The sequence below is a fragment of the Acinetobacter sp. KAM396 genome (assembly GCF_021602765.1).
GTDB classification, from domain to species: domain Bacteria; phylum Pseudomonadota; class Gammaproteobacteria; order Pseudomonadales; family Moraxellaceae; genus Acinetobacter; species Acinetobacter towneri_A.
On record NZ_BPPH01000003.1, the window covers coordinates 44,257 to 66,900 of the forward strand.

General features: G+C 38.9%; 23 protein-coding genes, 1 tRNA gene and 4 pseudogenes. 12 read left to right on the plus strand and 16 right to left on the minus strand.

Features of this window, described 5'->3' with window-relative positions; all coding sequences use genetic code 11:
- Window positions 1-101: 101 nt before the first annotated feature.
- Entirely contained in the window at window positions 102-881 is a 780-nt protein-coding gene (locus L6C30_RS02895) for a ferredoxin--NADP reductase (protein ID WP_019836662.1), read from the plus strand.
- A gap of 59 nt (window positions 882-940) precedes the next feature.
- On the opposite strand, the gene L6C30_RS02900 is transcribed toward L6C30_RS02895, so the two are convergent.
- The 3 genes from L6C30_RS02900 to L6C30_RS02910 all read right to left on the minus strand — a co-directional run bounded on the left by L6C30_RS02900 (window position 941) and on the right by L6C30_RS02910 (window position 2,247).
- A complete protein-coding gene (locus L6C30_RS02900; protein WP_004972947.1) occupies window positions 941-1,126 on the minus strand; it encodes a hypothetical protein in 186 nt (61 codons plus the stop codon).
- 20 nt (window positions 1,127-1,146) lie between these two features.
- Complete coding sequence (locus L6C30_RS02905; protein ID WP_019836661.1) at window positions 1,147-1,401, minus strand: hypothetical protein; 255 nt, start codon at window positions 1,399-1,401, stop codon at window positions 1,147-1,149.
- Window positions 1,402-1,626: 225 nt separating this feature from the next.
- Window positions 1,627-2,247 carry a cation transporter gene (locus L6C30_RS02910; RefSeq protein ID WP_236162379.1) on the minus strand — a complete coding sequence of 207 codons (621 nt, stop codon included), beginning with the start codon at window positions 2,245-2,247 and terminating at the stop codon, window positions 1,627-1,629.
- A gap of 75 nt (window positions 2,248-2,322) precedes the next feature.
- Here L6C30_RS02910 and L6C30_RS02915 point away from each other — a divergent pair, with 75 nt between their 5' ends.
- Window positions 2,323-2,724: a MerR family transcriptional regulator gene (locus tag L6C30_RS02915; RefSeq protein WP_236162378.1), complete on the plus strand. Its 402-nt coding sequence runs from the start codon at window positions 2,323-2,325 to the stop codon at window positions 2,722-2,724.
- A gap of 50 nt (window positions 2,725-2,774) precedes the next feature.
- On the opposite strand, the pseudogene arsH reads toward L6C30_RS02915, so the two are convergent.
- From arsH to L6C30_RS02930, 3 genes and pseudogenes are all read right to left on the minus strand, one after another.
- A pseudogene (gene arsH, locus L6C30_RS02920) lies at window positions 2,775-3,476 on the minus strand (arsenical resistance protein ArsH).
- Window positions 3,477-3,548: 72 nt separating this feature from the next.
- Complete coding sequence (arsB, locus tag L6C30_RS02925; RefSeq protein ID WP_236162377.1) at window positions 3,549-4,607, minus strand: ACR3 family arsenite efflux transporter; 1,059 nt, start codon at window positions 4,605-4,607, stop codon at window positions 3,549-3,551.
- A gap of 4 nt (window positions 4,608-4,611) precedes the next feature.
- Window positions 4,612-4,929, minus strand: a complete 318-nt coding sequence (locus L6C30_RS02930) for a metalloregulator ArsR/SmtB family transcription factor (RefSeq protein WP_236162376.1) — start codon at window positions 4,927-4,929, stop codon at window positions 4,612-4,614.
- Window positions 4,930-5,026: 97 nt separating this feature from the next.
- Here L6C30_RS02930 and arsC point away from each other — a divergent pair, with 97 nt between their 5' ends.
- The 3 genes from arsC (at window position 5,027) to L6C30_RS02945 (ending at window position 7,358) form a co-directional block, all read left to right on the plus strand.
- On the plus strand, window positions 5,027-5,455 hold the full coding sequence (gene arsC, locus L6C30_RS02935; protein WP_236162375.1) for an arsenate reductase (glutaredoxin): 429 nt from the start codon (window positions 5,027-5,029) through the stop codon (window positions 5,453-5,455).
- 223 nt (window positions 5,456-5,678) lie between these two features.
- Window positions 5,679-7,061 (plus strand): tRNA 5-hydroxyuridine modification protein YegQ, encoded by a 1,383-nt coding sequence (yegQ, locus tag L6C30_RS02940; protein ID WP_236162374.1) that lies wholly within the window; start codon window positions 5,679-5,681, stop codon window positions 7,059-7,061.
- A gap of 27 nt (window positions 7,062-7,088) precedes the next feature.
- Complete coding sequence (locus tag L6C30_RS02945) at window positions 7,089-7,358, plus strand: YfhL family 4Fe-4S dicluster ferredoxin (RefSeq protein ID WP_019836654.1); 270 nt, start codon at window positions 7,089-7,091, stop codon at window positions 7,356-7,358.
- 235 nt (window positions 7,359-7,593) lie between these two features.
- On the opposite strand, the gene ahpF is transcribed toward L6C30_RS02945, so the two are convergent.
- The 7 genes from ahpF to L6C30_RS02980 all read right to left on the minus strand — a co-directional run bounded on the left by ahpF (window position 7,594) and on the right by L6C30_RS02980 (window position 15,760).
- Window positions 7,594-9,159, minus strand: a complete 1,566-nt coding sequence (gene ahpF, locus L6C30_RS02950) for an alkyl hydroperoxide reductase subunit F (RefSeq protein WP_019836653.1) — start codon at window positions 9,157-9,159, stop codon at window positions 7,594-7,596.
- Window positions 9,160-9,392: 233 nt separating this feature from the next.
- Window positions 9,393-10,310 carry a hypothetical protein gene (locus L6C30_RS02955; protein WP_236162373.1) on the minus strand — a complete coding sequence of 306 codons (918 nt, stop codon included), beginning with the start codon at window positions 10,308-10,310 and terminating at the stop codon, window positions 9,393-9,395.
- Window positions 10,311-10,365: 55 nt separating this feature from the next.
- On the minus strand, window positions 10,366-11,493 hold the full coding sequence (locus L6C30_RS02960; protein WP_236162372.1) for a toxic anion resistance protein: 1,128 nt from the start codon (window positions 11,491-11,493) through the stop codon (window positions 10,366-10,368).
- A gap of 30 nt (window positions 11,494-11,523) precedes the next feature.
- Window positions 11,524-12,315, minus strand: a complete 792-nt coding sequence (locus tag L6C30_RS02965; protein ID WP_178318924.1) for a tellurium resistance protein — start codon at window positions 12,313-12,315, stop codon at window positions 11,524-11,526.
- A gap of 212 nt (window positions 12,316-12,527) precedes the next feature.
- Window positions 12,528-12,932, minus strand: coding sequence for a nucleoside diphosphate kinase regulator (gene rnk, locus L6C30_RS02970; RefSeq protein ID WP_004972920.1), 405 nt, complete (start codon window positions 12,930-12,932; stop codon window positions 12,528-12,530).
- Between the two features lie 164 nt (window positions 12,933-13,096).
- A complete protein-coding gene (gene glyA, locus L6C30_RS02975; protein WP_236162371.1) occupies window positions 13,097-14,350 on the minus strand; it encodes a serine hydroxymethyltransferase in 1,254 nt (417 codons plus the stop codon).
- A gap of 177 nt (window positions 14,351-14,527) precedes the next feature.
- Window positions 14,528-15,760 carry an alpha/beta fold hydrolase gene (locus L6C30_RS02980; protein ID WP_236162370.1) on the minus strand — a complete coding sequence of 411 codons (1,233 nt, stop codon included), beginning with the start codon at window positions 15,758-15,760 and terminating at the stop codon, window positions 14,528-14,530.
- A 252-nt stretch (window positions 15,761-16,012) separates the two neighbouring features.
- Here L6C30_RS02980 and L6C30_RS02985 point away from each other — a divergent pair, with 252 nt between their 5' ends.
- The 3 genes and pseudogenes from L6C30_RS02985 to L6C30_RS02995 all read left to right on the plus strand — a co-directional run bounded on the left by L6C30_RS02985 (window position 16,013) and on the right by L6C30_RS02995 (window position 18,104).
- Window positions 16,013-16,711, plus strand: a complete 699-nt coding sequence (locus tag L6C30_RS02985; RefSeq protein WP_070152358.1) for an exonuclease domain-containing protein — start codon at window positions 16,013-16,015, stop codon at window positions 16,709-16,711.
- Window positions 16,712-16,820: 109 nt separating this feature from the next.
- Window positions 16,821-17,510: a hypothetical protein gene (locus L6C30_RS02990; protein ID WP_236162369.1), complete on the plus strand. Its 690-nt coding sequence runs from the start codon at window positions 16,821-16,823 to the stop codon at window positions 17,508-17,510.
- 225 nt (window positions 17,511-17,735) lie between these two features.
- Window positions 17,736-18,104 (plus strand): annotated as a pseudogene (locus L6C30_RS02995) (hypothetical protein).
- Between the two features lie 97 nt (window positions 18,105-18,201).
- Here the strand turns inward: L6C30_RS02995 and L6C30_RS03000 are convergent.
- Window positions 18,202-18,420 (minus strand): hypothetical protein, encoded by a 219-nt coding sequence (locus L6C30_RS03000; protein WP_004972907.1) that lies wholly within the window; start codon window positions 18,418-18,420, stop codon window positions 18,202-18,204.
- 1,066 nt (window positions 18,421-19,486) lie between these two features.
- Between L6C30_RS03000 and L6C30_RS03005 the strand changes: the two are divergent.
- From L6C30_RS03005 to L6C30_RS03020, 4 genes and pseudogenes are all read left to right on the plus strand, one after another.
- Window positions 19,487-19,785, plus strand: a pseudogene (locus L6C30_RS03005) (helix-turn-helix domain-containing protein); the annotation flags it as partial.
- A gap of 92 nt (window positions 19,786-19,877) precedes the next feature.
- A pseudogene (locus tag L6C30_RS03010) lies at window positions 19,878-20,978 on the plus strand (IS3 family transposase).
- Between the two features lie 42 nt (window positions 20,979-21,020).
- Window positions 21,021-21,215 (plus strand): hypothetical protein, encoded by a 195-nt coding sequence (locus L6C30_RS03015; protein WP_019836642.1) that lies wholly within the window; start codon window positions 21,021-21,023, stop codon window positions 21,213-21,215.
- Between the two features lie 208 nt (window positions 21,216-21,423).
- Window positions 21,424-21,777 (plus strand): hypothetical protein, encoded by a 354-nt coding sequence (locus tag L6C30_RS03020; RefSeq protein ID WP_070152361.1) that lies wholly within the window; start codon window positions 21,424-21,426, stop codon window positions 21,775-21,777.
- A gap of 356 nt (window positions 21,778-22,133) precedes the next feature.
- Here the strand turns inward: L6C30_RS03020 and L6C30_RS03025 are convergent, their stop codons facing one another.
- Window positions 22,134-22,295 (minus strand): hypothetical protein, encoded by a 162-nt coding sequence (locus tag L6C30_RS03025; RefSeq protein WP_158006182.1) that lies wholly within the window; start codon window positions 22,293-22,295, stop codon window positions 22,134-22,136.
- Between the two features lie 214 nt (window positions 22,296-22,509).
- Window positions 22,510-22,585: transfer RNA gene (locus tag L6C30_RS03030), tRNA-Arg, on the minus strand.
- Window positions 22,586-22,644: the final 59 nt, after the last annotated feature.

The window sequence follows — 22,644 nt, forward strand, 5'->3', positions numbered from 1 at the left end:
ACTTTTTCTGATAAACTCAATTAAATATATTCAGTTTATAGAGAATGATTTTAGATTAGAATAGCAAGCTGTTCTAATTTGATAATTTATTGAGACCTTTAATGGCTGCTTTCAACGTCGAAAAGATTACTCACGTACACCACTGGAATGACACTTTATTCAGTTTTAAAACGACTCGTGATACTGCACTACGTTTTAAAAACGGTCAATTTGTGATGATTGGTCTAGAAGTCAATGGCAAGCCTTTAATGCGTGCTTACTCGATTGCCAGTGCTAATTATGAAGAAGAACTAGAATTCTTCTCTATTAAAGTACCTGACGGCCCGCTTACTTCAATTTTACAAAAAGTGAAAGTTGGCGATGAGTTACTTGTTTCTAAAAAACCAACAGGAACTTTAGTACTTGACGATTTAAATCCAGGTAAAAACTTATACTTGCTTTCTTCTGGTACAGGTTTAGCGCCTTTCTTAGCAACCATTCGTGACCCAGAAACATATGAACGCTTTGAAAAAGTCATTGTCGTACACGGTACTCGTTTTATTTCTGAATTGGCATATCAAGACTTAATTTTAAATGAACTGCCAAATCATGAGTTTTTCCAAGAACTTGGTATTCGTGAAAAACTGGTGTATTACCCAACCGTTACACGTGAAGAATATCCAAACCAAGGACGAGTGACCACGGCTATTGAATCGGGTGAACTCTTTGAAAAAATTGGTTTACCACGTTTTAACCCTGAAACTGACCGTGCCATGTTATGTGGTAGCCCTGCATTCTTAAAAGATGTTGCAGCATTACTTGACCAACATGGCTTAAAAGAATCACCACGTATGGGTGAATTGGGCGATTACGTGATTGAACGTGCTTTCGTTGAAAAATAAGAGCTGTTGAATCTAAAAAACCGAGCTAAATAGCTCGGTTTTTTTGTCATTGGCATCAATTAACGTACGCTACGACCTTCTTGGTTAGCACGTCCTTCACAGTGTGCACCGCCGCCAATTACAAACCCACGCTCTGCCTGACATGAACCAATCATACGACCACTCGAATCATACGTTGTCACTTTTGAAGCACAACCTGTCATCAAAATAGCCGCCGTTAATGCGATTAAACTAGAAATTTTCATTGTATTACCCCTCTAAAAAATTAGTCTTGTTGCAGTGAAATCTGCGAATTATTTGGTATGGTCGGCAAGAAACCCGTGCGCTCATCTACTTTAGAATAGTTAATGCCTTGTATGTTGGCACCACCATAACACACAGCTTTCGCCCCCAAAATAAAACCCTGTGTAGCAACACATGAACCAATCACTTGCCCTGCAGTATCATAAGTCACTACTTTAGAACTACAGCCAGCCAAAGCAATTAAGCTTGCTATAGAAAATAAGTTAATTAGTTTCATTTAACCCTCAATTTAAAATAATTAAATATTATTCGTCGTGAAAATTCTTTTTAAACATATCAATTTATTTTTAATTTTAGTTATATATTATTTTTTTGTAAATAACAATTTGAAATAACTTATCGTTATTTTCACTTCAAATTTTAAAATTGTTGCAGCTACAAAAATTAAAAGCACTCCATCTATATTACTCAGATCAGATGGAGTGCTTTTTACGTTTATTCTTTACTCAGGTACATTCATTCTTCGTTCAACCAACGCTTGCTGAATCACATGATACCCCGCTGTTAAGCCCAAACTTGCCATAATCACGGCTACAACAAGGTCTGGAATCAAACTACCCGTACCAAATACACCCACTGCCGCCAAAATAACTGCGAAATTACCAATCGCATCATTACGGCTACATAACCACACCGATTTCATATTCGAGTCGCCATCACGAAATGCATATAAAATCAATGCAGTAACCCCATTGGCTAATAAGGCAATAATCCCAATAATACCCATGGTGATGGCTTCAGGTGGAATACCTTGTATATAGGCATAGATGACTTTAGCCATCACGACCACACCAAACAATGCCATAGTGATGCCTTTGAGCAAAGCCACAGTAGCGCGCCAATATAAACTCGCACTTAACACCGCAAGTGAAATCCCGTAATTGACTGAATCACCAAAGAAATCCAGCGAATCTGCCCACAGGGATGATGAATGGGCATAGGCACCACCAATCAACTCGACAAAAAACATGCTGAGATTGATCACCAATGCAATCCATAACGCGGTTCTAAATTTACTATTCGGTTTGATTGGCGCAGGTTCATGACTACACGTACATGCCATAGACACACCTTCTTTCAAAATTAAATTGTTTCGATTATGCTCATTTAAAACTATAGACTTAGTCCAAGGTCAAGCATGGCACAATATTTAATTCATGAACTGGCTAAAAAAGTTGGTGTCAGCACAGATACAGTTCGCTTTTATGAAAAGAAACACTTACTCAATCCCAGCTTTCGTGCCGAAAATAATTATCGCTATTACAATGATGATGCTCTCAAGCGTTTGATTTTTATTAAGCGTTGCCGTGCTTTAGATATGAACTTAAAAGAAATTGAAGCCTTAATTGAATTAGAAAAACAGCCAAAGCAAAACTGCTGCGCCGTGAATGAATTAATTGATGAACATTTAAGGCATGTAGCAGATAAAATTGCCGAGTTGCAGCATTTTCAGCTACAACTTCAGCAACTTAGACAAGCCTGCACCACGAAAACGACCATTGATGATTGTCAGATTTTAAAACGGCTCGAAGCCGAATAATCACGCTCCAAGCTTTTTAAACATGGTTTTGCGTATTTAAAATTGAATTATTAAGACTTCTGGTTAACACGCTTCGACAACTGCTCGGCAGTTTCCACACGTTCAGAATAACGATCTACCAAATATGCAGCTTGCCCGCGCGTCAGCAAAGTAAATTTATATAACTCTTCCATTACATCGACAATACGGTCGTAATAGCTAGATGCTTTCATGCGACCATCTTCCTCAAACTCTAAAAAGGCTTTAGGAATAGAAGACTGATTGGGGATGGTGATCATCCGCATCCAACGTCCTAAAATACGTAATTGATTAACACTGTTAAATGACTGCGACCCGCCACACACCTGCATTAAAGCAAGCGTTTTACCTTGTGTGGCACGAATTGCACCTGCAGCAAGTGGAATCCAGTCAATTTGTGCTTTAAAAATCGAGCTCATCGAACCATGACGTTCTGGGCTACACCAAACCATACCTTCTGCCCACGCCAACAATTCATGCAGCTCTTGAACTTTGGGGTGTGAAGCATCACCATCTTCAGGTAAAGGTAAACCTTTAGGATGGAAAATTTTGACCTCAGCACCAAAGTGCTCCAAAATTCAGCCTGCTTCTTGTACCGCCAAACGACTATAAGAACGCTCACGGTTTGAACCATACATCAATAAAATTCGTGGCGGATGGTTTAACGGCTTTGCCTGCACCTGTTCAAAACTTGGTGTAGGCAATAAATCTAAATCAATATTGGGCAATAACATGCTGCATACTCTTACAACTAAAATGGGCAGTGAATACCCAGGTTTTTATCTTCAACCTCAAAATGAATAAAATTACTTTGAACTAATGAATGACTCATTTTGATAAAGCTTTTTACGCAGCCATAAGGACACACTTACTAAAGCAATCAACACAGGTACTTCAACCAAAGGGCCAATAATCGTGGTAAATGCAACGGGAGAAGCCAAGCCAAAAGTCGCAATGGCAACGGCAAGAGCTAACTCAAAATTATTCCCTGCTGCGGTAAAGGAAATGGCTGTCGTCCGTGGATAATCATTGCCCATCCATTTGCTCATAAAGAAGCTAATAAAGAACATGACAACAAAATAAATAATCAATGGAATGGCAATGCGTAAAACATCCATCGGTAAGCTCAGTACTTCAGCGCCTTTTAGCGCGAACATCGCCACAATGGTAAATAGCAATGCCAACAGACTGAATGGGCTAATTTTGGGTAAAAAATACGTTTGATACCAATCTAAGCCTTTGCTTTTCACTAAAATCAAGCGCGTTAAAAAGCCCATCAAAAATGGAATGCCCAAATAAATTAAAACAGCTTGGGTAATTGTCCAAAAACCAACATCAATCACTTGTCCTGCTACGCCAAAATACGGCGGCAAGAAACTCAGAAACAGCCAGGCATAAGTACTAAAGAATACAATCTGGAAAATACTGTTGAACGCGACTAACGCAGCCACGTATTGGTTATCACCACACGCCAAGTTGTTCCAGACCAAGACCATTGCGATACATCGTGCCAGACCAATTAAAATCAAACCTGTCATATATTCAGGATAATTTTGCAAGAAAATAATTGCCAAAGCGAACATCAAACACGGAGCAATCAACCAGTTTTGTACCAAAGACAGCAACAAGGTTCGGCGGTCTTTAAACACTTCTGGCAAAGCTGCGTAATCGACTTTTGCCAATGGTGGATACATCATCAAAATCAAACCAATCGCAATAGGAAGATTAACTGTGCCCACGCTCATTTGATCCAAGCTTGCTGATACGGCAGGAAATACCACGCCAATCGCAACACCTAGCCCCATGGCAATAAAAATCCACAAGGTCAAATTACGATCTAAAAAAGAAAGTTTGGACTGTGCCATGTGCTTACTCGCAATGTGTTGCAATTGTAGGGTTGATACGTGTCATCGGGCTGACATCTTGCTGCGAAATAATATTTAAAACAGCAAGCGCCCATTCGGGTAAATCAGGGTTCAAACGGTAATATACCCACTGCCCCTGACGTTGATCGAGCAAAATAGATGAGTTGCGTAACAACGCCAAATGACGTGATATTTTCGGTTGATTTAACTGCAATTGTTCTGTCAATTCACATACACAAATATTGTGTTGAGCCATCACCAATTTCAGAATGTCCAGTCGGGTTGGGTCTGACAAACATTTAAAAAAATCAGTTTGATTCATTTTTTATCTGCACTTCAATATTCACTATTGCGAATATACGCATATCCATATATAAATGCAATATTGAATTTTTTCGACCTAAAACGAGTCACTACGCATGAGTAACATTATCAAAATTTTTCATAACCCTGCCTGTGGGACGTCACGCAACACTCTAGAATTAATTCGAAATACAGGACAAGAACCTGAAATTATCGAATATTTAAAAACACCACCTACACAGGCTGAACTTGCTAGCATGATTCAACAAGCAGGTTTAAGCGTGCGCGATGCGATCCGTAAAAATGTAGAACCATACGAACAGTTACAACTTGAAGGCAGCTCACACAGTGATGCAGAATTAATTGCATTGATGGTCGAGCATCCGATTTTAATTAATCGTCCATTTGTCGTGACCGAGTTGGGTGTAAAACTGTGCCGCCCTTCTGAACTGGTCTTAGATTTGCTCAGTCAACCACAACTAAAAAGCTTCAGCAAAGAAGATGGTGAAGTGGTGATCGATGAACATGGGCAACGAGTGCGTTAAAACGCTTTGATCATTTAAAAATTGATTATAGGTGATGAGTTAAATTGGTATTGAAAGTCCCTAATCTTGCATTCCGCATGGCTCAGGATAAGGAACTTTCAATATCAAGATTAGCCCAGCGTTTCAGCACGAGTTTTCTTCTGAATCCCGAGCTATTTACTAGGTTGAATCCTAAATTTAGATTCATACAATAAAGCCATATTTCTGTTATTGCTTTTTGATCATGGCCATTTCCCACGTCACCGAACTTCTTTCTCCTGCTGGTTCTTTAAAAAACATGCGCTATGCCTTTGCTTATGGTGCAGATGCAGTCTATGCAGGTCAGCCACGTTACAGTTTGCGCGTGCGTAATAACGAATTTGATCATGAAAACTTAGCAATTGGTATTCAAGAAGCACATGAATTAGGCAAAAAGTTTTATGTGGTGGTGAACATCCAACCGCATAACAGCAAACTCAAAAACTTTATTCGTGACCTAGAACCTGTGGTTGCCATGCAACCCGATGCGCTGATCATGTCTGACCCAGGTCTGATTATGATGGTGCGTGAAAATTTCCCCGACATGCCTGTACATTTATCGGTACAAGCCAATGCGGTGAACTGGGCAACGGTGAAATTCTGGCAAAATATGGGTTTAACCCGTGTCATTCTTTCGCGTGAATTGTCAATTGAAGAAATAGAAGAAATAAAAAATAAAGTTCCTGGCATGGAAATTGAAGTATTTGTGCATGGTGCGCTGTGCATGGCCTATTCAGGTCGTTGCATGCTTTCAGGCTATATGAATAAACGTGATGCCAACCAAGGCGCATGTACCAATGCCTGCCGTTGGGAATATAAAATTCACGATGCAAAAGAAGATGAAACAGGCGACGTAATTCCTGTCAAAAATCTTTCTGAATCTGCCGATGCAGATGAACAACACATGCAGGCACAGCATCAATTTAACGAGCCTGTGTTATTACAACGTAATGATGAAGATATGTTTGCTGCTGAAGAAGATGAACACGGCACTTACTTTATGAATTCTAAAGATTTGCGTGCAGTGCAACACGTTGACCGTTTAACTAAAATGGGCATCCATTCATTAAAAATTGAAGGTCGCACCAAATCTTATTTCTACTGCGCACGAACTGCACAAATTTACCGTAAAGCCATTGATGATGCGCTTGCAGGCAAACCATTTGACCCTGCATTGATGACTCAATTAGAAGGCTTAGCTAACCGTGGTTATACCGAAGGTTTCTTGCGTCGTCATGTGCACAGCGAATATCAAAACTACGCAACAGGTTCATCAAATTTTGATCATCAACAATTCTGTGGTGAAGTCTTAGAACGCAATGGCGACTACATTAAAATTGATGTAAAAAATCGTTTTGTGGTAGGTGACTCTTTAGAATTGATGACACCACAAGGCAATATCTATTTTACTTTAACTGAAATTAAAGATAAAAAAGGCAATTTGATTGAAGATGCCAAAGGTTCAGGGCATATTGTAGAAATCCCTGTACCTGCAGATGTCGATATGCGTTATGCCCTGCTGATTCGCAACTTGCCAAATTCGACTGCAGATATTTCTGCCTCATCCTTGGCTTATCAAGCCAACTAAGTGGCAATAAACTAAGCGAGTATTGCGATGGCACTCCTGATTACCGACCAATGCATCAATTGTGATATGTGCTTACCCGAATGCCCGAATGAAGCGATTTATGAGGGGGATAAGGTGTATGAAATTGATGTGGCGCGTTGTACAGAATGTGTGGGGTTTTATGACTACCAAACCTGCGTTTCAGTCTGCCCAATTGAATGTATTATTCCGCATCCTGAGCATGTCGAAACCAAAGAGCAACTGCAGGAAAAGTTTAATCAGCTAAATTTATTTGGAATAAATAATAAGGCTAATTAGACTGAAATGAATCCAACTATAGTAAAGCAAACTGGATGTTAAAAATAAAAAAAGAACTGAATTGTTAGCCGACCCAGTTCTTAAAACCAAACATAGAATAAATAGACTTTTAATACTGTCCGATGACGCAATTTACTGAACATAGCGCCTGAGTATTGGGGAACTCAGGCGCTATCTTTTTAGCGAATACATTTAAGGATGATTCATCCGCGTATTCAGATGTATTCGTTCAGACTTATTGACCTGAACGAATGATGTAATCAAATGCTGAAAGTGATGCTTTCGCGCCTTCACCTGTTGCAATGATGATTTGCTTGTACGGTACAGTTGTACAGTCACCTGCGGCAAATACACCTTTTACATTGGTTTCGTTGCGCTCATTAATCACAATCTCACCACGATTCGTCAACTCTACTTTTGACGCTTTTAAGAAATCCGTATTTGGTAATAAACCAATTTGCACGAAAATTCCTGCAAGCTCAACAGTATGCTCAACATCTGTCGCGCGGTCTTTATATTTCAATGCAGTCACTTGCGCACCATCACCAATCACTTCAGTCGATAATGCATTGGTAATTACAGTGATATTTGGCAAGCTGTTCAATTTGTTTTGCAAGACTTGGTCTGCACGTAATTTAGTATCAAACTCGACCAAAGTCACATGCTCTACAATCCCTGCAAGGTCAATCGCTGCTTCTACACCTGAGTTACCACCACCAATCACTGCAACACGTTTGCCTTTAAATAATGGGCCATCACAGTGTGGGCAGTATGCCACGCCACGGGTACGGTATTCTGCTTCACCTGGTACATTCATTTCTCTCCAACGTGCACCTGTAGATAAGATCACCGTTTTCGATTCAAGTGTTGCACCATTTTCCAAAGTCACTTCGACCAAACCATTGGCAGTTTCATCAGCACCTTTAATGGCAGATACTTTTTGTAGATTCATAATATCTACATCGTATTCACGCACATGCGCTTCCATTTCTGCCGCAAACTTTGGACCTTGTGTTTTTTGGATAGAAGTAAAGTTTTCAATATCCATGGTGTCCATGACCTGACCGCCCATGCGCTCAGCCACAATACCTGTACGAATACCTTTACGCGCTGCATAGATTGCAGATGTATTCCCAGCAGGGCCGCCACCAATTACCAAGACATCAAAAGCTTCTTTGGCATTCAGTTTAGCTGCATCTTTGCTTGCAGCATCTGTATCTAATTTAGCTACAATTTCTTCCAAAGTCATACGACCTTGACCGATGTGGTTGCCATCTTGGAATACGATTGGCACAGCCATAATTTTGCGCTGCTCAACTTCTTCTTGGAAGAATGCACCATCAATCATGGTTGCTGTTGTGCCAGGGTTGTAAATCGCAATGAGGTTCAAAGCTTGTACAACGTCTGGACAGTTGTGGCAGCTCAGCGATACAAACACATCAAAGTGAGATGAAAGATTCAATGCTTTGATTTGCGTTAATACTTCATCCGATACTTTTGGTGCATAGCCAGAAGTTTGCAATAACGCCAAAATTAATGAAGTGAACTCGTGCCCCATTGGTAAACCTGCGAAGAATACGCGCGGTTGCTCACCTACTTTTGCAATCCCAAAACTTGGTACACGTGTATTGTTACCGTCAAAACGTGCTGTAACTTGTGGTGAAAGTGCCGCAATTTCTTCAACCAATTCTTTAATTTTGGCTGATTTATCAGAACCATCTAAAGTCGCCACAAGTTCGATTGGGCTTTCAAGACGTTCTAATAAAGTTTTAAGTTGTGCTGAAGTATTTTGGTCTAACATAGCTAACGTCTCCAAGGGAGTAAATTTATTTGTTAAGGTTATCTTACGAAAAATAGTTACATAGGGGAAACGGTTTATTTTTATATTTATGATCGTTTTTTTGAATGATTGCTAAATTTTTAAAATATAAATTCAGCAACTTTGTTCCAGCATCGAAAATGTAGCTAACGTATTCATATTCCACAATAACATATTTTATGCTTGACTGCTGCAACGATTATTATCCTCTACTTTTATTCCAAATGTTGTTGAATCCGCTGAATACGTTGCTGTAGATGTCGCGATAAAAACCACAGTACCGCAGAGAGGATTAACATAAACACCATCACCACGAAATTCAAATAATAAGCAAGTCTATTTAATTGTTCTGCTTGCTGCACTTGTTTCTGTACGCTTTGCGCCATAGGTGTTAAAGCTTTGCCATAAACTTGCTGCTGCATCGTCCATAATTGTTCAGGTTTAAATCCATATTGTAAAAATTGCGGATCTTGCTGCTCTGCTTTGACCAAGGTCAACACTTGCGGAATGGCTGCATCTTTATCTGCGGGATGATGCATCAATGCCGTTTGCGCCAACAAATAGGCTTTAACAGGCGCTGCCATTTCTGCATTTTGTAAATAACGCGCCAATTCACTTTCTTGAATGTGCTTTTCATAATGCACAATTTTGGCATATACCTGCTGCGTATCATCTTGTCGGTCATGCTGAACATAACTCAATGCCGACCAAAGTAAAATAAAACTCAGCAACCAAGCTACAAATTTCAAGACAAAGGACTGAAAGCGAATATAAAAAAAACGAATTTTCTTGAGTAGATGAACTAGAACGAATGCACCAATAAATGACACCGACAGTTTTAAAATCAACCAACCCAACCAGTTCAACAAACTGAAAAAATAATCAGGTTGCTGCCCTAAATTTGCCAAAGTCGCATCGACACTTGCAGGCATGTGTAATTGCTGAACTTCAGTGCTTAAACCAAAGAAGCTATAAATCACATCTTGCTGAATAAAAAAGCCAATTGCCGATATAAGCACCACCGTCATAGACAGCACAGCCAAAAAACTGAGCTTTTTTTGGCGCTGCTGTAATGCCACAACACCTGTTTTTAGTTGCTGTGGCTGAATGGCATATTCATCAAGTGCGGGCAAATCCGACTCCTTTTCAGGTAAATTTCAGATTAAATGAAGTCATTGTCAAACACGTTTATTCACCAAACTGTTGGCTTGATCCAATCACCAATTGATTCAGATTCTCTTGCAAGGCTCGTAAACGCGTAGTCGCTTCTGCACGTTTTTGCATGCCTTCTTTTTGTACCTGAATCACAACGTTCACAGTTTTAATGAGGGTATTTTGTACGTGTTCAAGGGTTTCAATATCAATCACCGAACGCTGATTGGCTTTGGCAGTATCAACCGAGTTTTGATGCAATAAATCTGCATTACGGCGCAGCAATTCATTGGTGGCATCATCAATACTGTTGGCCAGTTGCACACTGTTTTTCTGTTCATTTAAAGAAATCGCTAAACTGATCTGATTTTTCCACGCAGGTAAGGTAATGTTTTTAATCGCATAAAATTTATCGACCAACATTAAATTATTGGACTGGATAATCCGAATCATCGGTAAAGTTTGCATGGCAGATTGTTGCAACACCTGCAAATCACTCACCCGCTTTTCTAAATTATTAGCAAGATGATTGAGATCATAAATTTTTTGAGTCGTGGTCTGATCCTGCGGCTGCGCGGAAAATTCAGAAATTTGCTGCTGAATTTCCTGCTGTTTTAACTTACCTGCTGCAATATAAATCCCCAATTGTTTATATTCATCTTGCACACCATGAAACATTTTATCCAGTGTATCTACACGGTTTTTTAAACCATTTTGTGAGCTTTCAATTTCTGTGACCAGACTATCAATTTGCGCTTTGGTGCTGTTAAAGTTTTGATCAAAACTTTGTTTAGCGCCTTTTAACTTATTGAATAAACCACCCAAAAAGCCACTGCTTTTGTTTGGATTTAAAATACTGTTGGTATTTAACTGCTGTGCAACCTGCACCACCTGATTCAGCTTTTGCCCTGTGACATCCAAATCCTTATTTTGCACCAAACCTAAAAGCTCATCGGTATAACTTGACGTTTTAGTGGCGATATTTTTGCCATATTCTGCAACCGAATGATGGCTAAGATCGCTTAATTCTTTCCGCGCAGCCAGCACCTCCTGAAAGTCATCAGGCTGTAAGCCAATTTCCTGCAAATTGAGTTGCTGAAATTGTTGCTGAGTCTGTTCATCACTCACTTGCACAGCGACGTTGCGTTGTTCAGAAGTTGTCATATTTCGCCTCTATCTAATCAAAACCATGCCTTATGATTGCGCAGGTTTTTCTAAGGATTTTCTTAATGTCTTAATTAAATGCTCACGACTTTGATCCAGCTTTTCTAGCTGACTGTGTGAGCCACTTTGCTGACTTTGTTTGACATGATATTGCCATGCAGGAATGAGTACCTGCTGCGCTTCTTTAAATCGATCTAACAAACTAAAAGAGAGTTGCTGTGAAAGTTGCATTTGAGTAATCGCAATATCATTACTACTTTGCAAAGTCTTTAAACTATAAATTTTCTTGGCCAGTCGTTCGCTAAAATTATCCAAAGGATGCTGATTGCGCACAAATCGTGGATATTCCAATAAAAATTCATCGGCAGCTTGAATATATTTCGCCATTTGCTCACGCAAACCAACCAACTGCTGAAAACGTGATTGTGATTTCTGAATTTCAATTTGCAGCTTTTGACTCAAACGGTCTGCTTGCCCTAACAAATGATCTAGGTTTTTATAATATTGCACTTGCCCCGCGCCATATTCCAAATCTATGCCTAGCCACTTTTGCAGCGCATTAAACTTACGTTGCTTTAACACTTTTTTAGATTTGCCAAGCGCCTGAATCAATTGCTCAATGGTCACACTCAATTGCTGGGTTAAATGTGGATCTACCCCATCCAATAAAACTGACTGTGCTTGAATCACCTGATCTGCATAATGATTTAGACGATATTGATCATTCAACAACGGTACTAAATCATTGCGTTGAATCGCCAAAAGCTCAGCACGATCCACCGTAATCTCTTGCAAAGGCAGCAACACTTCAAACTGAGCCATAGACCATCACAACCCTCTTTACATGATTTTATAGTACGTGTTTTTCGGCTAAGGTCATGTAATATTTTGCAATTTTTTATTTCGATCTGCTTAAATGCTTTTTTATAGATTCGCATAACATCAGTCACAAGATGCCTGATTCAAACACCAGTGCATAAAAAAGCCATGATCAACATGGCTTTCAATGTTCCTAACGCAGGATGATAAACAGATTATAAATAATCGCCTTCACGCTCTGGCTGATACAAAATCTTCTCAATTTTGACTTTCATCATATGACCATCGGGCTGTGGCCATTCAATTTCCTGACCTTCAGCTAAACCTAAAATGGCAGTCCCGACAGGTGCAACCACATTCACCTGCCCTTTCTCACCTTTAAAGTCATGCGGATAAACCAAGGTAATTTCAGTCGGTTCTTTTGCAGGTGCAATGGTAATTAATGCGCGGGCATTCATGCTCACTACGTTGTTCGGTACATCTTGTGGCGCAACCACTTCAGCACGTGCTAATTCATCTTCTAGATGTTGCATCGTTGGCGTCAATTTAGGTTGATGCTCAAGCATCGTTTCCAAACGGTGCAAATCTTGTTCTGAAATAATAATCTTTGGTCTAATCATTTACTTTTATTCCTGTCATTCTGACAATACTGTCATCATCAGCTTGCCTACAATCATATTCAATACGCTTAAGTTATAACAGAAATTCAGCTTATTGAACGAAAAATCAATTTTTTACATCCATAAAAAAAGCCCCCTTGAGGGGGCTTTACTCAAGGCTGTGCTTATTTTGCGTAAACAGGGAATTTCGCGCAAACAGCTTCAACTTTTGCTTTTACAGTATTAATTACTGCTTCGTCACCTTTGCTGTCAAGAATGTCTGCAATCCAACTCGCAAGATCACGTACTTCTGCCTCACCAAAACCACGTGTAGTGACTGCTGGAGTACCAATACGGATACCTGAAGTTACAAATGGTGAACGTGGATCGTTCGGTACAGAGTTTTTGTTTACAGTAATGTGCGCAGTACCTAACCATGCATCTGCATCTTTACCCGTAATATCTTGCTTGATCAAAGAAAGCAAGAACAAGTGGTTTTTCGTACCACCAGATACAACATCATAACCACGTTCAATAAGAACTTCAGCCATCGCTTGCGCATTTTTCACAACTTGTTGTTGATACGCTTTGTATTCAGGCGCCATTGCTTCTTTAAAGCAAATCGCTTTTGCTGCAATTGCGTGCACCAATGGACCACCTTGGTTACCAGGGAACACAGCAGATTGTAATTTTTTCTCAATCTCTTCGTTTGCTTTCGCAAGAATTAGACCAGAACGTGGACCACGCAATGTTTTGTGTGTTGTAGTAGTCGTTACGTCAGCAATTTGCACAGGGTTTGGATAAACACCTGCAGCCACTAGACCAGCTACGTGTGCCATATCTACAAATAAATAAGCACCTACTTTGTCTGCGATGTCACGGAAACGCTGCCAATCTACAATTTGGCTATACGCAGAGAAACCCGCAACGATCATGCGTGGTTTGTGTTCAAGCGCTAAACGTTCAACTTCTTCGTAATCAATTTCGCCAGTTTCTGGGTTTAAACCATATTGAATAGCATTATATGTTTTACCAGAGAAACTTACTTTTGCACCGTGAGTCAAGTGACCGCCATGTGCCAAGCTCATACCTAACACAGTATCGCCTGGGTTAAGTAAAGCTAAGTAAACTGCAGAGTTTGCTTGCGAACCAGCGTGTGGTTGAACGTTAGCATAATCTGCACCAAAGAGTTCTTTAGCACGGTCAATCGCCAGTTGTTCAATAATATCTACGTATTCGCAACCGCCGTAGTAGCGTTTGCCTGGGTAGCCTTCTGCATATTTATTGGTAAGTTTTGAACCTTGAGCTTCCATTACTGCAGGTGAACAGTAGTTTTCAGAAGCAATTAACTCAATATGAGCTTCTTGGCGCGCATCTTCATTGGTGATCGCTTGAGCTAATTCTGGATCAAATTCGGCAATAGAAATATTGGCAAACATTAGCGAGGTCCTATTAATTTAGGGCTTTTAAGCCGTGCTAAGATTGGCGCGTATTGTAGCATAAAGTTTGTTAACTGAGAGAATGAACTTTTCTCAGTTTTACATAAAAATAGCTCATGCTTCAGATAAAACACGAGCTATTTCAGGTCAAATCAATCTTTATCTTAATTCAATGACTTATTGAATAGGCATTAATGATTGCACATCTTTAACAATCTCATCCATATTATTAACATACACAGTACTATGGTTCCAAGTCAGATCTACATGGTATTGAATATTCGATTGCTTAGCTGCTGGACTACTCAACAATAAATCTGTGGCATCTTTAGGTACTACCGCATCAGCCCCACCTTGGTAAATAATAACTGGCTGATTAACTTTGACTTGTAATGGTTGCGAATCTTTCGATAAAAATTGACTTACATCTGGCAAGCTTAAGAAATTTGGTTGCGTCCGCGGATATCCATCGATACTCCACTCATTTCCTGCAGCATATTGCCCCATTGCTGCCCCTAGTGTTGCACCTAAAACATCTGAACATTCCGTGTCTGCAAGTGCTGCAATCCCATCAGTTGGAGATTTAAATACTTGCTGATAACTTAGACTAGGATTTTTATTTCTTAGCCCCGCCGTAATCAATGCGGTATAAGTATCCAACATAGCTAAGGTATTAATTTTATCTTCTACATTTGTTAATTGAGCAGCTCTCTGTTCTCCCACAGTCAAAATTGCAGCTAAATTAGAAGCAGGAGCGATCGCAATCGTACCTTTATAATCCAACTGAGCACGTGATGCATACTGCGCAGCCCCTAATGCAGCATGTCCACCTTGTGAATGACCCACAGTTACCCATTGTTTAGCGGCTTGATTACCCAAATAATTACGCGCTGCAACCACTGCATCTGTAATTGAAAATGCAGCGCTCTGCAAGTTTAAGAAAGGATGAGCTTCATTTGAACTTGGCTCACCTAAACCCTCATAATCTGGTGCGACTACCACATAACCTGCAGCTAACAGCTTTTTAATCATGTCTTCAACATGTAGATTTAATGCTGTTTTACTTGGAGCACACTTATCTGCTACACCTGTTGTACCATGCGCCCAAACCACAATAGGCCAACCTGTGATTGGTGGCGTTGTTTTAGGTGTAAATAACAAAGAAGTCGCTTGTACTTCACTTCCATTTACGCCTAACATCCTATAGGTCATTTTGACACTTTGCCCCGCCACAGTTGTCATATTGGACAATCCATAGTTTTCAGGCGTCACGACTAATGGCTGACTAATATTATATTTCGGAATACCATCATCAATTACTACAACGCTAGTATCGTCATGATCATCATTACATGCCGTTAACAACAAACTGCTACTGACCAAAGCCACACTTAACCATATTTTTTTCATATACTTACCCTTGTCTTCATATTCTTATTGATTGCATCCTTCGCAATCTTTAGTTGTACGCTTTTTTATAGTATAAGGCAAGATTTGGATTATTATTATGCAAGTGTATTTTATTTAAAATTAAACACTTACATTAAAAAACCGGTCAATCGATCACATATAGAGTAGTTTATAAAATTTCGATTCAATTTGTCATACGCAACCGCTAATGTTAGATTGCATTTGTATTGAATGACGCAAGCGAATTAGGACATGCAGGCTATTATTCTCGACACTGAAACCCATACTTTAAATGGACAACCTATTGAGATTGCTTACGCCCCCATACAAATTCAAGATGGCAAAATTAGTCTGGATAAAAGTCAAATTTTCGATCAGTTATATCAGGTCGATGAGCCTATTTCATTCGCAGCAATGGCGGTACATCATATTTTAGAGTCTGACTTAATTGATCAACCACATTACAGTAGTTTTGAATTACCTGCCCAAACCACCTATATCATTGGGCATAATATTGATTACGATATTCGCGCTCTAGATAAATGTGGTGTAGATACCTCTAAAATTAAAGCCATTTGTACTTTGGCACTTGCCCGTCGCGTATGGCCGAATGCAGAAGCACACAATATTTCAGCTTTAATTTATATGATTACCAAAGGCAGCGAAAAAGCGCGTGACATGATTAAAAAAGCGCATCGTGCCGATATGGATATTATTTTAACGGCCAATATTTTGATGCACGAAGTTCATCAACTACAAATTCAAAGTATTGAAGAACTCTATATCGCCTCAGAGGAAGCACGTATTCCACACATTATCAATTTTGGCAAACATCGTGGTACTGCAATTGCTAACCTTCCTACCGATTATGTGCAATGGTTATTAAGACAAGAAGATTTAGATCCTTACTTACGCAAGGCGCTCGAAAATACCAGTATTTTGACTTTATAAATATTTCAAGTGAATCATCCACTTTTTACTTGTCATAATTTATTCATCTTAATGTAATTTTCAAAGTCTATGCTTTGCCTTAATTTATTGGGGAAATAAATTAAGGCTCATGTTTAATTATCAAAAAACTCAACTCGGTCTAGATGCATTACAACAACGCACACGTGATTTAAATGCACGTCAACGTCGTTTATTACTATTGATTGGTACTGAAGATTTTGATTTTCTCGGAAATCAATTCAAGCAACGTCTTGCACCACCTGAATTGATTGAACAGCTATTAGATATGCAATTGATAGCCCCTGCTGTGCTTGAGCAAGACACATTGCAACAACAAGTGAAAGCACCAACACCGAACCCTTTGCACACAGAAATTCATAGCCAACTTGCAAGCAACACCCCTCAAGCACATACAGAAAGTTTGGCAGAACCAATCCGCACTCAACATCTTAAAGTAAATTCAGTTCCTGCATATTTAGAAGCACGTGTTGCAGCTGCTATCAATACTACAGAACAGGCCGCTGAACAACTTGAACCACAAGCAGAAATACAGCCAGAAATTACAGCTTTGAGTTTTGAAGATGTAAAATTTCTCATGATGGATACTTTACAACGTCATTGTGGATTAATGGCAAAACAACTGATTCAGCGAATTGTACAAGCGCAGGATATTCGCAGCTTAAAACTCTGCCAAATGCAATGGATTACCTCTTTGCAAGAAACACGTTTGCCACCGAAAGCACTCAATCAGATTTTGCAGCAAATCAACCACTCTCTGCAAAAGCTTAATCCGACTTAAAGCTTAGATTTTTGTACTTAGTTTTAAGTCTTTTTAACAATTAAAACTATGCTTAGGGATATGCATTAATTTATTTTTATTATTTTTCAATATCTTAAGAACACATGTAAATCTTAGATTCATTATCCCTATAAAAACTAAGACTTTAGCGGCATAGCCCCGACTCATAAAAATCAACGATATAGTATTTTCTAGAATTGTTGAGGCACAAGGTTATGATGAGTCATGCATTTTTTAGCGTTTGATGCTTATGACAATCCAATGCAACTCGGTAAAGTTGGCAATTGGGTGATTACCTTTTTAAGCCCAAAAGATCAGTAAAGCCAAATACAGCTGGCGATTACCAATCTATTACTACGTCAAATTTCGGCACATTTACAACCGCGATGCTTGGTAATTCAACAAAGTACAGATGTCCTGCTCTGGTAAATCTTGCAGATTGAATGTTTTGATAGTCAAACCAAACAAGAGTTGAGTTTTGAGCCTGATAATAAATTGGGCACGCCGTCATTCAAAACTATCCAAGAATTTGATAAATACGATGTAAATATCCTACATGTAAAAGATCAGGCGGTTAAATGTGACATGTTCTGAGCTTGATGAGCACTTTACTTGCATCTACTTAAAAATTTGTGCACAAAAAAGCTCATCGAAATGAGCTTTTCTAAAAATCAAGTGGTCTCACAAATAATTACTCCAACACACGGAAAATACTATCAGACTCTCGGCTTTCAAACAAAAGTTCGATGCTTGGTAAAATTACTTCACCTTCCACAATAATGTGTTCAATTTTGTGAAATAGTGCCAAACCCGCTGCCAATGAAGTTTCTGGGATATTACGTAGCAATGCTTTTGCTTCGTAAATATGGCTAAACTGGTCTTTAACTTTAATATCGATGATTTGCGTCATTGTTGTTCCCTTTTTCTTGACGGAAGTTTTTTATACCATAGCTTATAAATTTTTTAAAAAAGTGAGTTGTTAGATTGTTTGACAATGTAGTATTTTTTAAACTAAATTTTAATTATTTAATAAATTCAACCACATATTTTTTAAAATTTTATTTACAACTTACAAAATCACAGTAAAGTTGCTTGTTTTTTATTCTAGCACAGAAAAAACTCGCATTGCTGCGAGTTTTTTTATGATGGAAGGCTAGTGCTGATTTTATTGTTTGAACAAAAGTTGCAAACTCAACGAGCTGTCATTGATCCGTCCAACTGCATCGTAGCGTCAATTACATTGAATGACCTACTGTAATTTCAATATAGTGAAACTTATTTTTTACTGCAATAGCCCACTACATTTCAACACATTCACACAGCAAAATTTCAATTGATTTAATTTTCAGTTGCGGCATAATTTTATGCGGCTAAAAGCTCCAGCTTTACGATTAGCTTCTGTGCGAATCAAAAATAAATTAAAAAAACAATACGCAGCTGATTACTCAATTAATTCAATTTCATAATTAACATCTTGCAGCATATCTTTATTGTATAGCTTTACCATTGCTGTAGCTTCAGCAAAATCATAAAACAAACCTGCTCCCCTTCTGCCACGGCTTTACAACGAAATTCCGTGGTGCCAATTTCTGATGTGGAAAAAGTTGAATGATATAGCCCAGGAAGTTGCTCTCAGATTTTCAGTTTTAAAATAGGTGAGTATTATATGACTTTGTTGCACTATGATTTGAAATACAAAGCGCCTTGCACTAAGGTTCTCTCCTAAGCATCGGATGACATGTACCATAGTTTCAACCGAACTGTGCAGATGATAGCCTGACCTATTTTCCATAGCGTCATACCTGAGATACCGTCTTGGCAGCTAATCAGGTTTAGAGATTATTCGATTAATAAATAATGTATTTAAAAGGCAGTCTGATGTTTTAAAATGCCATAACTCAGATGTATAAGCTTGCGCTTTGCAGCACCTAAAAGTGTGTGATTCAGAGACATCATTTTCAATATAATGGGTGTTTATGAATAGAGAAGTTCAACTAAGATTCGTATGGGTTAAATTATTTGAAGAGACCAATGATGCTGGCCTAGTTTGTCGGAGATGTGGCATTTCTAGACCAACGTTGCGCAAGTGGTGGAAAAGATATTCTTAACAAGGTATTGATGGATTAAGTAGTCAGAGTAAACGTCCTTTAAATCGCCAAATATTAAAATCGATGCTGAGCAAGAAGCTTTAATATTAGAAATGCGCTCGGCTAGAAATCTTGGTGCTCTAGGTTTGCAAACAGAATTGATGAGGCTGCACAGAATCTCGTTGTCCTAAGCGACTATCCATCTAGTGATCCTAGCCAAAATAATGGACAGCACGTCCCTCTAAAGATAACGTAACTTTAATCTTTGGAGATTCAAGAAATGGCTAAACGTTTTAGTCCCGAATTTAAACAGCAAGCGATTGATTATGCACTTTCAAACTCCCACGAAGCTATAGCTGCAATCGCCCAGAAATTAGGTGTGGGTTATTCAACCTTAGACAAATGGATTCGTGAAGCCAATCCAGTGGGTTCAAGCAAACGTCAACTTTCACCAGAACAACAGCGGATCTTGGAATTAGAGAAAGAAGTCAAACAGCTCAAGGAAGCCAATGACATCTTAAAAAAAGCGCATGTGTACTTTCTAACAGATCATGCCAAGAAAAGTACACGGTAATTCAAGATCTAGATATGAATGAAGTCACCGTATCTTCTGCCTGTAAATACCTAGGTGTCAGCACTTCAGGCTATTATGCCTGGCAAAAACGTCAAGCCAATCCAGCACAGAAATATAATGACTTAAAAGCCGTATATTGGCAGCATCATGCACGATTGGGGGCACCTTCATTAGTACATGACATGCATGAATTAGATTACAACATGAGCGAACGTACTATTGGAAGGATGCTAAAAAAGCTTGGTTTACGTAGCAGGATTGCACGTAAATACAAGCATACGACTGATTCAAACCATCGTTTGCCTACAGCACCCAACTTGTTGGATCGTCAATTTACGGTCAATGAACCCAATAAGATCTGGACAACGGATATTACCTATATCCGTACTAAGCAAGGTTGGCTGTATTTGTGTGTGATGCGTTTCATTATGCAATGGCTCGTCAGGGGTATCCAATGGGTGTCATGGTGCATTCGGACCAAGGCTCACAGTACTGTAGTCGTGATTTTAGGACGCTATTATTGACGAATAACTGCGTTCAAAGTATGTCACACAGTCTTGCGCAGTATACTGCTCATGTTGGGATAATGCAGTGACCGAAAGCTTCTTTCATACATTGAAAGGTCATGTGGTCCATGGCAGTGTGTTTGCCACTCGAAAAGAAGCGAATACTGTCTTGTTTGACTATATTGAGATTTATTACAATCGGGTCAGAAGGCATTCCGCAAACGGCTGGTTAAGCCCAGAAGCCTTTGAACAGAAATATTTTAAGAATTTAGAGGGATTTGTTGTCCACGATACTGTCTAGGATCAAGAATCGGATGAAAAAATTAACGGCTATTTCGATTTATTGGAAAATCCAGATACTTCACAAAAAGTACGCAAACAGTTCCTTTGCAAAGACTGGCCTGATATCTATTACAAGCAGTACGTCCCTGCTTTAAAGCAACTTTCACCAGAATATACCGATGAAGAATTAAGTCAGGCACTCGATAGAGCCGTGGACTACTACAAAGAAAAGTATGTGATTGACTGCAATCAGTAAAGTAAAGCTCGTGCCATATCTAGTTACTACTGTCTAATTAAGGTCAATCGCAATCCTCACCTGTTATAACGAAGTAGCGCAAAACAAACTCATCAATGCCTATCGATGGGTTCTTTTTGTGTAATAACTCTGTAACAGTGGATTTAAACGTGTTTTATACCATTTATTATATTTACTCTAATGTTTAGAAGACAAAAAGGAAAATAAAATGAAATACGTGTTAGGTGCAACTCTTATAGCTCTAGCGATCACTGGCTGTACTTCGACTCCAAATAAAGAAGTAACGCGCGAAAACGTGATACGCAATGCCCCTGAAAACACACAAGTTATCAGTTTTGTAGGCCCTAATGATTTAAAACTTTACCTAAAATCATCTGACCTATTTGAAACTGCACAAATGATTGATGGATCGGGTGAAGTTTATCATCTTAAACGCGCTGTTTCTGGTAGTGGAGTTCGCTTAGCGAATGATGATGGTGTTTCTATTCACTTCAAAGGCGGTGAAGGTATTGTCGAGTTTGAAAAAGACAAGCCGATCAGTATTACTGAAGTAAAAAAATAAAGTATCTAGTGAAAATCAACCCACCCCAGCGGTGGGTTTTCTTTTGCCTATTACCGCTTATAGTTTAAAATCTAATAACAATAAAACTTTGACCATACAAAAAATCCTCCTGACCAGCTTACTTTTCACTATCACTCTTAACGGTTCCAAAAGGAACCTGAATATTAGAGGCATCATCTACGGCGCATCATGATTCAAAAATGATTGAATAATTTAAGGCTGCTGATGAAAAGATGAGTAATTTTCTAGATCAATTAGATAGTCCGAACAGATCAATAGAAATCAGTAAGAAAATTATCTGCAAAGACTACCCTGAATACGCAAAAGAATATGTTCCTGTCTTTCTAAAAAATTAATCAAAATATGGGCAATGTAGCACCACTATGTTCTATTAATTCCTGGCTGCCTTCAATTTCCATTTCAAAGCCATTCCACTCATAACCCATCTTAAAAAACAGTTCTTGAGCTTTATCAAATTCTTTATTTGTTGGAGTAGCTGTACATAATCTTTGCATCATCCTTATTTCAATTCTTATTAATAGAAGACTTAAACCAATTTTTATATAAAATCAGTGCAATTGTAGAAATATCAACATAATAGAAAAAAATTTCGGGAATCTTGAAATATTAGCTTACAAAGTGGTGAAATTAATTATGAGTACACAAATGAGTACACAAGACATAATTTTTACTTATATTGTTCTTTAAAATCAGATATTTAACATATTAATATGGTGCGCTCAGCGGGACTCGAACCCACGCCACAGGCTTCGGAGACCTGTACTCTATCCAGTTGAGCTATGAGCGCGCGCTGCACATCATAACAAAAAATTGCTGAAGGTAAAGCAACTATATGTATGTTACGTA